Annotated in this window: 10 protein-coding genes; all 10 read left to right on the forward strand. The window is 32.5% G+C overall.

Annotated elements, in window-relative coordinates:
* Nucleotides 1-58 precede the first annotated feature (58 nt).
* Entirely contained in the window at nt 59-568 is a 510-nt protein-coding gene (locus ABNT61_RS12785) for a ferritin (RefSeq protein ID WP_348741139.1), read from the forward strand.
* Between the two features lie 314 nt (nt 569-882).
* Nucleotides 883-2,043 carry a homogentisate 1,2-dioxygenase gene (locus ABNT61_RS12790; RefSeq protein ID WP_348741138.1) on the forward strand — a complete coding sequence of 387 codons (1,161 nt, stop codon included), beginning with the start codon at nt 883-885 and terminating at the stop codon, nt 2,041-2,043.
* 18 nt (nt 2,044-2,061) lie between these two features.
* The gene (gene hppD, locus ABNT61_RS12795; protein WP_348723309.1) at nt 2,062-3,222 is read left to right on the forward strand and encodes a 4-hydroxyphenylpyruvate dioxygenase; all 1,161 of its coding nucleotides are present in this window, start codon (nt 2,062-2,064) and stop codon (nt 3,220-3,222) included.
* Nucleotides 3,223-3,299: 77 nt separating this feature from the next.
* A complete protein-coding gene (locus ABNT61_RS12800) occupies nt 3,300-4,217 on the forward strand; it encodes a tryptophan 2,3-dioxygenase family protein (RefSeq protein WP_348743513.1) in 918 nt (305 codons plus the stop codon).
* Nucleotides 4,218-4,283: 66 nt separating this feature from the next.
* Nucleotides 4,284-5,060 carry a DUF3108 domain-containing protein gene (locus tag ABNT61_RS12805; protein WP_348710570.1) on the forward strand — a complete coding sequence of 259 codons (777 nt, stop codon included), beginning with the start codon at nt 4,284-4,286 and terminating at the stop codon, nt 5,058-5,060.
* An 83-nt stretch (nt 5,061-5,143) separates the two neighbouring features.
* Nucleotides 5,144-6,460 (forward strand): peptidoglycan DD-metalloendopeptidase family protein, encoded by a 1,317-nt coding sequence (locus ABNT61_RS12810; protein WP_348743514.1) that lies wholly within the window; start codon nt 5,144-5,146, stop codon nt 6,458-6,460.
* Between the two features lie 6 nt (nt 6,461-6,466).
* Nucleotides 6,467-8,035, forward strand: coding sequence for a glucose-6-phosphate isomerase (pgi, locus tag ABNT61_RS12815; RefSeq protein WP_348743515.1), 1,569 nt, complete (start codon nt 6,467-6,469; stop codon nt 8,033-8,035).
* 209 nt (nt 8,036-8,244) lie between these two features.
* Nucleotides 8,245-11,067 carry a TonB-dependent receptor gene (locus ABNT61_RS12820; protein WP_348743516.1) on the forward strand — a complete coding sequence of 941 codons (2,823 nt, stop codon included), beginning with the start codon at nt 8,245-8,247 and terminating at the stop codon, nt 11,065-11,067.
* A 97-nt stretch (nt 11,068-11,164) separates the two neighbouring features.
* On the forward strand, nt 11,165-11,575 hold the full coding sequence (locus ABNT61_RS12825; RefSeq protein WP_348723441.1) for a hypothetical protein: 411 nt from the start codon (nt 11,165-11,167) through the stop codon (nt 11,573-11,575).
* A gap of 51 nt (nt 11,576-11,626) precedes the next feature.
* Nucleotides 11,627-12,358 (forward strand): lysophospholipid acyltransferase family protein, encoded by a 732-nt coding sequence (locus ABNT61_RS12830; RefSeq protein WP_348743517.1) that lies wholly within the window; start codon nt 11,627-11,629, stop codon nt 12,356-12,358.
* Nucleotides 12,359-12,394 lie beyond the last annotated feature (36 nt).

Raw genomic sequence — 12,394 nt, forward strand, 5'->3', positions numbered from 1 at the left:
TTTTCACTGTTTTTAAGGCTGGTTTTGTCGTAAATTAGCATAACAAACAATTTTTATCATGAAAACAACAGCAGTAAGAAAACAAATGACGATTCATCCTGAAGTTATGGATGTGTTAAATGAGCAAATCGGAATGGAAATGCATGCATCTGCATCTTATTTAGCAATGGCTTCATGGTGTGATCAAAGAGAATTATTGAATAGTAAATCATTCTTCTATAAACAAGCTGAGGAGGAAAGAGAACATGCAATGAAAATCTTTGAATTTATTAACGATGCAGGTGGAGCAGCAAGATCTCCAGAAGTACATAACGTAAATAACGATTTTGAAAGTTTACGTGAAATTTTTGAAAGATCTTTAGAGCAAGAAATAAATGTAACGCAATCAATTTACAAATGCTTTAAAAAGGCAAGAAGTGTAGACGATTTTGCTTCAGAAATGTTTTTGCAATGGTTCGTAAATGAACAAGTGGAAGAGGAAGACACAATGAGAAGTATTCTAGATGTGTTCGATTTAATGGAAGGTATGCCACTTAAAATGATTGACGAAAGATTACCAAAAGAGTAATTTAAGTGATAACAACTATGTAAAAGTCCGAAGTTCAATATTTCGGATTTTTTATTTTATAATAATTGATCAGTCATACTGACTTTTATCAGCCTATAATCCACATTCTTTTTATTATATTTGTGGTACAAACAACTAAAGCTCTAAAAATGTATTGGTTAGGCTTATTATCGCACTTAAAATTTATGATTAAGCGAAATCCTGAATAGTGGATTAATACACCAATTTATCAATTTGAAATTGTAACAAGCAATATTCAAAATCTTCTCGAATAGCTGTTACAAGAGTCCATTAACAAAATAAAATATTGATTTATGCCTTTTTATCATAAATTAGGAAAAATACCACCAAAGCGTCATACGCAATTCCGTAAAGAAGATGGGAGTTTGTATTATGAGCAATTATTTGGTACTATTGGGTTCGACGGAATGTCATCAAACTTGTATCACGAGCAAAGACCAACCCAAGTTAAAGAAATAAAGAAACAATATTCTGTTGCGCCAAAAATCGCAAAGAAAAATAATATTCAATCATATCGTTTTAGAGGATTTCAAGTTCCTCAAGAACAAGATTACTTAGACAGTAGAAAAATTGTATTAACAAACTCTGACTGTAATATTATTCTATCTGCACCAAAATCTTCAACAAAAGATTATTTCTATAAGAATACGGATGCAGATGAGGTAATTTTTGTGCACAGAGGAACTGGTAAGTTAAGAACTCATATGGGGAATCTTGATTTCAAATATGGAGATTACTTGGTAATTCCTCGTGGTATGATTTACAAATTAGATTTTGACACTGAAGACAATCGTTTATTCATTGTAGAATCATACAGACCAGTTTACACACCTAAAAGATATCGCAATTGGTTCGGGCAATTATTAGAACACGCTCCATTTTGTGAAAGAGATATTCGTCAACCTTATGAGTTGGAAACTTATGATGAAAAGGGAGACTTTTTAATTAAAATTAAAAAGCAAGACGAAATTATAGAAATGGTGTATGCAACTCATCCTTTTGATGTTGTAGGTTATGATGGATTTAATTATCCATATGCATTTTCTATTCATGATTTTGAACCAATAACAGGAAGAGTTCACCAACCACCACCAGTACATCAAACATTTGAAACAGATGCCTTTGTAATCTGTAGTTTTGTGCCAAGGTTGTATGATTATCATCCACAAGCAATTCCTGCTCCTTATAACCATAGTAATATTGATTCTGATGAAGTTCTATATTATGTTGATGGAGATTTTATGAGTAGAAATGATATTGATGCAGGACATATTTCGCTTCATCCTGCCGGAATTCCTCATGGTCCACACCCTGGAGCAACAGAGAGAAGTATTGGTCAAACAGTAACAGAAGAGTTGGCTGTAATGGTAGATACATTTAAGCCATTAATGGTTACAGAAGAAGCGATGAAAATAGCCGATGAAAAGTATTTTCAATCTTGGTTAGAAGAATAATTTAAATTTAGAAAAGACATGTCAAAAGATATAAAATCAGTAAACTACGGTTTAGAAAAAATATTCGAAGGAGCTCAAGATTTCCTTCCACTTTTAGGAACAGATTACGTTGAATTTTACGTAGGAAATGCAAAACAAGCTGCACACTTCTATAAAACAGCTTTTGGGTTTCAATCATTAGCATATAGAGGATTAGAAACAGGTTCAAAAGACGAAGTAAGCTACGTATTAGTTCAAGACAAAATTCGTTTAGTTTTAACAACTCCATTAAACAGTAAATCACCAATTAATGATCATATTGTTAAACATGGAGATGGTGTAAAAGTGGTTGCGCTTTGGGTTGAAGATGCTCGTTCTGCTTGGGAAGAAACTACAAAAAGAGGAGCAAAATCATATATGGAACCAACTGTAATGACTGATGAAGACGGAGAGGTTGTTCGTTCTGGAATTTACACATACGGAGAAACTGTTCATATGTTTGTAGAGCGTAAAAACTACAAAGGAACATTTATGCCAGGTTTTATGGATTGGAAATCTGATTATAATCCACCATCAGCAGGTTTAAAGTATATCGACCACATGGTAGGAAATGTTGGTTGGGGACAAATGAACAAATGGGTAAAATGGTATGAAGAAGTGATGGGATTCGAGAACTTCTTATCATTTGACGACAAACAAATCCATACAGAATACTCTGCATTAATGAGTAAAGTAATGAGTAATGGAAATGGGCGTGTAAAATTCCCGATTAACGAACCAGCAAAAGCTGCAAAGAGATCTCAAATTGAAGAGTATTTAGATTTTTATGAAGGTGAAGGAGTTCAGCATATTGCAGTTGCTACGGATGATATTATTAAAACAGTATCGCAATTAAGAGCAAATGGTGTAGAGTTTTTGCCTCCACCACCGCAATCATATTATGATATGATTCCTGAACGTTTAGGAGATCATATGGAAATCATGAAGGAAGATATATCTAAACTTCAAGAATTATCAATTTTAGTTGATGCTGACGAAGAAGGTTATTTATTACAAATTTTCACCAAACCAGTCGAAGACAGACCAACATTATTCTTTGAAATTATCCAGAGAATGGGAGCAAGAGGATTTGGTGCAGGAAATTTCAAGGCCTTATTTGAGTCAATTGAAAGAGAACAACAGAGAAGAGGGACTTTATAAATATATATTATTGAAGTATCTTTAGAACCAAGAAAGAGAATCACTTTCTTGGTTCTTTTTATATGAACTATAGTAACATGAGTAGAGAAGAATTATTAAAAGCTATAGAAGAAAAGTATGACAAACTGGGAGTTCCAGTAGAAGCCATGCTTGAAGGTTTATTATGGAGTAAACCAATTACGTATTGGGATTATATCCAAACCGATGCTTTATTAGGATTGCAAATTCCAAGAACAACGGAACCTGATGAAATGGTATTTATCATGTATCATCAAGTAAATGAATTATTGTTCAAAATGATTCTTTGGGAAATTGATCAAGTTGCGAAAAGTGTAGAAATTTCTGCAGAGAAATTCTCGAAGCATTTAATGAGGATTAGTCGTTATTTCGATGTGTTATGTAGTTCTTTTGAAGTGATGGGAGAAGGAATGGATGTCGAGCAATATTTAAAATTTAGAAACACATTAACTCCGGCTAGTGGTTTTCAAAGTGCTCAGTATCGTAAAATTGAATTCGCTTCTACAGAATTAATAAACTTAATTGATGCTCGTTTTAGAGATACTATAGATCGTAATTCTTCATTTAAAAATGCATATGATCATTTGTATTGGCAAGCTGCAGGAAAAAACTATACAACAGGACAGAAAACAACGTTGTTAAAGTTATTCGAGAAAAAATACATGGGTGAGTTTATTGAGTTTATGGAGGATTATAATGATATAAATCTTTCTAAGAAATTCATGCAACTTCCGAGAGATATCCAAGAAGACGAAGATTTAGTAAAAGCCATGCGTCATTACGATTATACAGTTAATGTAAAATGGGTTATGGCTCATTACAATGCAGCTGGCAAGTATTTAGGAGGGAGTAATAAAGATTTAGAAGCTACAGGAGGAAGTAGTTGGCGTAAATATTTACACCCTAAATATCAAAAGAGAGTATTTTTCCCATACTTATGGAGCCAGGAAGAACTGGACAATTGGGGGACTTTTTAGGTTATAAAATTGCTAATTCACTTTTTGGAATAATAATTGTCATACTTTTTTCATAAGTTTGAAATTATGAAGAAAAGAATCATCTTATTACTATTTGCTATTTGTTCATTAACAGGTTTTTCTCAGGAGAAAATTCCTGCTTTTCAAGATGGTGAATGGTTACGCTATAGAATGAGTTATAGCGGTTTCTTAAAAGCTGGAGTTGCTACTCTTGAGCTTAAAGAAGAAACATTTCAAGGAAAAAAAGTATTACACGCTATAGGAAAAGGAAGAACTTCGGATATTGTTGGATGGTTTTTCAAGGTTAGAGATAGGTATGAAAGCTACTTTGATCCAAATGACGTAAAACCGTACTTTTTTGTTAGAGATATTAATGAAGGTGGATATAAAAAGAAGAAAAATATAACTTTTGATCACGAGAAGAATACTGCTCACGTTAAAGATATTTTAAAGAAAAGAGATACTACAATCTCAGTTACTGGTCCTCAAGATATGATTTCTACTTTTTACTTTTTAAGAAGTTATGATACAAAGAACTTAAAAGAAGGAGAACAAATCGATGTAGATATGTTTTTTGATGAAAAAAGATATCCATTCAAATTATTATTTGTGGGTTATGAAACCTTGAAAACTAGATTCGGAAAAGTAAGAACTCAAATATTTAGACCTTTAGTTCAAGCAGGAAGAGTTTTTAAAGCTAAAGAAAGTGTTACAATCTGGATTACTGCAGACGATAATAAAGTTCCTGTGAAAATGAGTGCGGCTTTATCTGTTGGTTCATTAAGAGCAGAGTTAGATGCATTTAAAGGTTTAGCAAATCCATTCGAAATCGTTGTAGAATAAAAATTGTAACAGATTGTTAAAGTCTTAATATAATTTGCTTTAATTTGTACTTTTGTGGATAGTCCAAATTAAAACGCAAATAGTTGAGAACTACTCTTTATTCTACTATACTAATTATATGTTTATCAGTTTTTTATTCTTGTAAAGAGGATAAGGTAGAAGAAACTCCGAAAGAAATTATTGAAGAAGTAATTCCAGAACCTGTTATTAAATATGGGTTTAACTTTGATAATTATAAAGTAATTAATGATACAATTAAAAGCGGAGAGAGTTTTGGAATTATCTTAGATAGACATCACGTATTCTATCCTAAGATCAATGAAATCAGTACTACCATTAAAGATACCTTTGATGTTCGTAAAGTAAGAGCAGGAAAACCATATACAATTTTAGCATCAAAGGATACGCTTGAAAAAGCTCAAGTTTTTATTTACAAACACAATAAAATTGAATCGACAATTATCAATTTTCAAGATTCAATTATTTCTGCTTACAAATACAGAAAACCGGTTACAATTGTTGAAAGACAAATTGCTGGTAAAGTAATCGACAACTTTTCAAATGCAATTGACACTTTGGGTTACGGACCGACTTTAGCTTATGAAGTTGCCGATATTTATTCATGGACAGTTGATTTTTATAGACTTCAAAAAGACGATACTTTTAAACTAATCTTTGAGCAAAAGTTTATTGAAGATTCTATTCCTGTTGGTTATGGTAAAATAAAAGCAGCAGTATTTAATCATAAAGGAAGAGACTTATACGCATATTATTATTTAGCAGATTCCATCAAAGGAATTCCAGAATATTATGATGATGAAGCTGGCCTACTTAGAAGACAGTTTTTAAAATCGCCAATAAAATTCCAATACAGAATTTCTTCAAGATATAATCTAAGACGAAGAATTAAACTTTATGGTAACAGAGTTCGACCGCATAAAGGAACGGACTTCGCTGCTCCTTACGGAACTCCAATTATGAGTACGGCTAGTGGAACTGTGGTTGAATCTGCAAGAAGAGGTGGAAATGGTAATTATGTTAAAGTAAGACATAATGGAACCTATTCTACTCAATACTTACACATGAAAAGAAGAAAAGTTCGTGTAGGTGATTTTGTGCAACAAGGAGATGTTATTGGATGGGTTGGAATGACTGGAAACACAAGTGGACCGCACGTGTGTTACCGTTTTTGGAAGAATGGAAGACAAGTAGATCCATTTAGAGAAAAGCTACCAACAGCAAAGCCAATGGTTGATAGTTTACGACCAAAATATTTCGAGTTTATTGCTCCCTTAAAACAACAATTAGATAGCATTCCTTCACCAGAAGCAATGTTAGAACAAATAGATAATCCGGAAAAACCAAAAGAAGAATCCGAAGAAATTATTGCGAAACCGTAAGAAACTATGAGTCTTAAAAATATCAACCCAACCGAAACTGAAGCTTGGAAAAAACTTTCAGAACACTTTAAAGAAACCAAAGATCTTACACTAACTGAGCTTTTTAGAAGTAATGCTTCAAGGAAAAGTGATTTTACAACTGTTCTGAACGATTTAGAACTTGATTATTCAAAGAATAAAATTACATCTCAAACTCTAGATTTATTAGTTGAGTTGGCAAATGAGGTTGAGTTGAAAGATGCAATTAACAAATACTTTTCTGGAGAGAAAATCAATGAAACTGAAGGAAGAGCTGTTTTACATACTGCTTTAAGAAGTAATTCAGAAGAGGAAATTATAGTTGATGGAAAAGATATTAAACCTAAAATTCAAACTGCACTTCGAAAAATAAGAGCGTTCAGTAATAAGGTGATATCAGGAAAATGGAAAGGATACACAGGAAAAGCAATTACCGATGTTGTAAATATCGGTATTGGAGGATCTGATCTTGGTCCTGATATGATTGTGGAGTCTTTAAAATATTATAGGAACAAATTAAATGTACATTTTGTTTCAAATGTTGATGGCGATCACGTTTCTGAAGTATTGAAAAACTTGAATCCAGAAACAACGTTATTTGTTATTGTTTCTAAAACATTTACAACTCAAGAAACAATTAGTAATGCAAATACAATTAAGGATTGGTTCTTAAGATCGGCGTCTATTTTTGATGTTGCAAAACACTTTGCTGCTGTTTCTACAAACTTAAACGCAGTTTACGATTTCGGTATTGATAAAAACAATGTATTCCCAATGTGGGATTGGGTTGGAGGACGTTTCTCTCTATGGTCTGCAGTAGGACTTTCTATTAGTTTAGCTGTTGGTTTTGATAATTTTAAGGAATTATTAAATGGAGCAGAAGAAATGGATATTCATTTTAGAGATTCAGATTTCGAAGAAAACATCCCAGTTCTATTAGGATTATTAAGTGTTTGGTATAATAATTTTTATAATGCTGAAACAGAAGCAATATTACCATACACGCAATACTTATCTAAATTACCAGACTACTTACAACAGGCAGTTATGGAAAGTAATGGTAAGAGTGTAGATAGAAATGGTGAAGAAATAAAATATCAAACAGGAACAATTGTTTGGGGAAGTACGGGGACAAATATGCAACATGCATTTATGCAACTAGTACACCAAGGAACCAAGTTGATTCCTGCAGATTTTATAGGATATAAAGAGTCATTACATGGTTTAACTAGTCATCATGAAAAATTAATGGCGAACTATAATGCACAAATGGAGGCTTTAGCATTTGGTAAAACAGCTGAAGAAGTGCATTTAGAATTAAAGACTTCAGGAGATTTTGATAAAATCAATCAATTATTACCGTATAAAGTATTCAAAGGTAACAGACCAAGTAATGCTATATTGTTTGATAAGCTAACTCCACATTCGTTAGGAAAGTTAGTTGCTATGTATGAGCATAAAATATTTGTTCAAGGAATTATATGGAATATTTATTCATATGACCAATTTGGAGTAGAATTGGGGAAAGAATTAGCAAAAAAGATACTAGCTTCTTAAAATATCTTAAAGAAAATATTGGATAAAATTGAAAAACACCGTCGTCAGACGGTGTTTTTTGTTGAAAATGTTGACTTTAACTTAATTTTTTATAATTTGTGAATTAATGCGAGATTCTTAAAAAAGCCTTAAACTTAACATTTAGTTAACGTTTCTGATTGCTAAAAGATAGAATTTTGCTTGGTTTTTAATAACAATATAATAGGACAATGAAAAAAATCAAGAATTTATTACTAGTAGCATTATTTTTTGTTTCTGCTACAGTATTGGCCCAAACTCAGATTTCGGGTACTGTTGTTGATGAAACTGGAGAACCACTTCCAGGAGCGTCAGTAGTTGAGAAGGCAACTACAAATGGTACTTCAACGAACTTCGACGGAGAATTTAAATTAAATGCTAAAAGTACTTCAGGTGTTTTAGTAGTTTCTTTCGTTGGTTACTTAGATACTGAAGTATCTTTTAACGGTGCAGGTAGCGTTGGAACGATTAAATTACAACCAGATGACAACGTATTAGAAGAGGTTGTTATTAAAGGATTAATTGATGTTGCTAAAGATAGAGAAACTCCAGTAGCAGTTTCTACAATTAAAGCAGCTGAAATCCAAGAAAAATTAGGATCTCAAGAATTTCCTGAAATTTTAAACACTACTCCATCTGTTTATGCAACTAAGTCAGGAGGAGGATTTGGAGATGCTAGAATTAACATTCGTGGTTTCTCTCAAGAAAACATTGCTGTATTAATTAACGGAGTTCCTGTTAACGATATGGAGAACGGACGTGTATTCTGGTCTAACTGGGCTGGTTTATCAGACGTTACAACTGCAATGCAAGTACAAAGAGGTTTAGGTTCTTCTAAATTAGCTATTTCTTCTGTAGGTGGTACTATTAACATTATCACTAAAACTACAGATAAAAAAGAAGGAGGATCTGTATTAGCTTCTTATGGTAACGATAACTACTTAAAAACTTTAGCTACATATTCTACAGGTAAAAATGAAAACGGATTTGCTGCGTCTTTCTTATTTAGTAGAACTGCTGGAGACGGATATGTAAATAGTACTGAATTCGAAGGATATAACTACTTCGTAGGTTTAGGATGGGAAATTAATGAAGATCACGATATTCAGTTTATGTTAACTGGTGCTCCTCAAACTCACAACCAAAGAACTAGTAGTTTCTTTTCTAGGGCTGAATTATCAGATTACTTAAAGTATGGAACTAGGTATAACTTCACTGGAGGTTTTATAAATGGTGAAGAGTATAACTGGAGAAAGAATTTTTATCATAAGCCAGTGACTTCTTTAAACTGGAACTGGGATATCGATGACGAGTCTTCTTTATCGGCTTCTGCATACGTTTCATTTGGACGTGGTGGTGGAACAGGAGATATTGGACGTTTTGGTGGATTCAGAAGAGGTAATGATGATGCAATTTATGGACAAGATGGAACAGTGTTATTCGATTCTTTAATTGCAGCTAACTCTGGACAAGGTGGTGTGTTTAATAATGGTGTAACTGCTAACAACACTCCAGATTTCCAAACTGGTACTTTTATTGTAAATGATCCTAATTTATATAGTGGTCCTGGACAATCATGGCAAGATCCAGCTGATAGATTAGACGGTGTTAACAGAAGAAACGGTATTATTCGTAGAGCTTCTATTAATTCTCATAACTGGTACGGTTTATTAGCTAACTATAACAGAAATTTAAATGAGAATTTAACTTTAGATTTCGGTGTTGATGTTCGTTCATATACAGGTATTCACTACAGAAGAGTGGATGATTTATTAGGAGCTGATGGATATCGTGATAATACGAACGTTAATCAACCATTTAACGTTTTAACTACTGAGTATTCTTCGGATTTATCAAGTTTATGGAACGTATTCAAGAGTACGGATGATGAAGAGAAAATCAACTATCATAATGATGGTAGAGTTCGTTGGTTTGGTGGATTTACTCAGTTAGAGTATAAAAATGATGAAATTTCTGCTTTCATTCAAGGAGGTTTATCTAATCAAGGATTTAAAAGAATTGACTACTTTAACTATTTAGATACAGATTCAGCAAGAGAAACAGATTGGCAAAATTTATGGGGTGGAAACATCAAAGGAGGAATCAACTGGAATATTAACGAAGAGCACAATGTTTACGCAAATGCTGGTTACTATTCAAAGCAACCTTTCTTCGATGCTGTTTTCTTGAACTTTAGAAATGATATTAACCCAGAGGTTACTAACGAAAAAGTAGTAGGTTTTGAAGCAGGTTATGGATATAATACAGAAAGATTTTCTTTAAACGCGAATGTTTATAGAACTGAATGGAGTGATAGATTCGTAAGAATTGGATATGAAACTGCTACAGAAGAGGGTAACGCTCAGTTAAATGGAATTACTCAATTACACATGGGAGTTGAATTAGAGTCTACTTATAAAATTACAGAAGATGTTACTATTTTTAGTATGGTTTCTGTTGGAGATTGGACTTTCCAAGATAATATTACAGGTAGAGCTTTCGATCAAAACCAAAACCCAATTGGTACTCCAATTGATTTAGATGTTAACGACGTAAAAGTTGGTAACTCTGCTCAAACTACGGCAAGATTAGGTGTTGAGGTAAGACCTTGGAAAGGATTTAAAGTTGATTATTCTCAACGTTTTAGCGATAGATTATATTCTGACTTAGTAATCCAATCTGGATTAGACGGTACAGATGCAACTTCGTTAAACCCTGCAATTGAATTACCAGGTTATACATTATCTGATTTAGGATTCTCTTATAAGTGGGATTTCAACGAAGAAACTAATGAATCAGTTAGTTTCCGTTTAAACATCAATAACTTATTTGATGAAGAATACATCGCTGAGTCTGGAACGAATATTGCAGCTGATGATTTGATTCAACCTTGGAACCCTTCAGCTGGGACATATAGATCAAATAATAGATTATATAGAGGAATAGCAGATGCTAATAAAGTATTCTTTGGATTTGGAACTACTTGGAATTTCTCAGTAAGATATAGCTTCTAATACGTTATTAGAAAAATATAGAACCACCTCAAACGAGGTGGTTTTTTTATGGGTAAAATTCAGTACTTTTACAGTATCTAAAAACTAACATATCATGATGAAAGTAATCCACTCTTATTGGGCTTATATTGTATTAGCAGTTTTAGTTTATGCTGTTGTAAATGCCGTTTTAGGTTTAGTCCAAAAAAAAGAATTTACTCATAAAGATTTTCGATTAGGTTTATTTGCACTAATCACTTCACATATACAATTATTAATTGGTTTAGGATGGTATTTTATGTCGCCATGGTATAAATCAATGAAAGCAAATGGAATTGATGGAACGAATAGATTATTAGCTGTCGAACACCCAATCATGATGATTGCTGCAATTGTTTTAATTACGATTGGATGGTCTAAACATAAAAAGCAAGTTAAAAGCGAATCTAAGTTTAAAACCTTTTCAATATTTTACGGTCTAGGACTCTTATTTATCTTATCTAGAATCCCTTGGTCTAACTGGTTTTAATAGTTGAAAATTTTATTCCCGCTTTAGGCGGGAATCTTACTTTTAGAGAAAATGAAAATAATAAGTTACATACTATCTACACTTTTTGCGATAGTATTTTTTATCATATTACTTGTATTTCATCCAATACAATGGATTGGATTAAAGCTTGGAGGTCAAGAATTACATCAGAAAGTAGTAAATGTAATGAACTGGTTTTTGGTAAAATCATTATTAATTTTAGGTGTTCCAGTTCGTGTAGAAAACAATTATGATATTCCTAAAAATCAAACCGTAATTTTTGTTTCGAATCATCAAAGCATGTTCGATATTCCACCGATTATTTGGTATTTCAGAAAACACTGTCCAAAGTTTGTTTCTAAAATTGAATTAGGAAAAGGTATACCAAGTATATCATTTAATTTAAAACACGGAGGAGCAGCGTTAATAGATAGAAAAGATAAGAAACAAGCAATTGCTGAAATGATCAACTTCTCAAAAAGAATCAATGAGAAAAAGTGGTCTGCAACCATTTTTCCAGAAGGAACAAGAAGTAGAAATGGACAACCTAAAAGTTTTGCTTCAAATGGGCTTAAAATGCTTGTAAAGTATAATCCAGACACCTATGTAGTTCCTTTATCTATAAATAATTCTTGGAAAGTATTTAAATACGGGAAGTTTCCTTTAGGAGTTGGTAGTCCAATAAAAATTACTACCCACGAACCTATAAAAGTTGATAGTTTGCCTTTTGAGGAACTATTACAAAAAGTTGAAGATACTGTAAAGTCAGGAATTCAACAATAATAACAGACAACAAACAATTCAAATAACTAAATATTA

It is taken from the genome of Tenacibaculum sp. 190524A05c, from assembly GCF_964036595.1.
In the GTDB taxonomy this organism is placed as follows: Bacteria; Bacteroidota; Bacteroidia; order Flavobacteriales; family Flavobacteriaceae; genus Polaribacter; species Polaribacter platacis.

Coding starts and splice junctions, on each gene's coding strand:
- ABNT61_RS12805 (WP_348710570.1), top strand. CDS start 4,284: ATGAAGAAAAGAATCATCTTATTACTATTTGCTATTTGTTCATTAACA.
- ABNT61_RS12785 (WP_348741139.1), top strand. CDS start 59: ATGAAAACAACAGCAGTAAGAAAACAAATGACGATTCATCCTGAAGTT.
- ABNT61_RS12825 (WP_348723441.1), top strand. CDS start 11,165: ATGAAAGTAATCCACTCTTATTGGGCTTATATTGTATTAGCAGTTTTA.
- ABNT61_RS12800 (WP_348743513.1), top strand. CDS start 3,300: ATGAGTAGAGAAGAATTATTAAAAGCTATAGAAGAAAAGTATGACAAA.
- pgi (WP_348743515.1), top strand. CDS start 6,467: ATGAGTCTTAAAAATATCAACCCAACCGAAACTGAAGCTTGGAAAAAA.
- ABNT61_RS12830 (WP_348743517.1), top strand. CDS start 11,627: ATGAAAATAATAAGTTACATACTATCTACACTTTTTGCGATAGTATTT.
- hppD (WP_348723309.1), top strand. CDS start 2,062: ATGTCAAAAGATATAAAATCAGTAAACTACGGTTTAGAAAAAATATTC.
- ABNT61_RS12820 (WP_348743516.1), top strand. CDS start 8,245: ATGAAAAAAATCAAGAATTTATTACTAGTAGCATTATTTTTTGTTTCT.
- ABNT61_RS12790 (WP_348741138.1), top strand. CDS start 883: ATGCCTTTTTATCATAAATTAGGAAAAATACCACCAAAGCGTCATACG.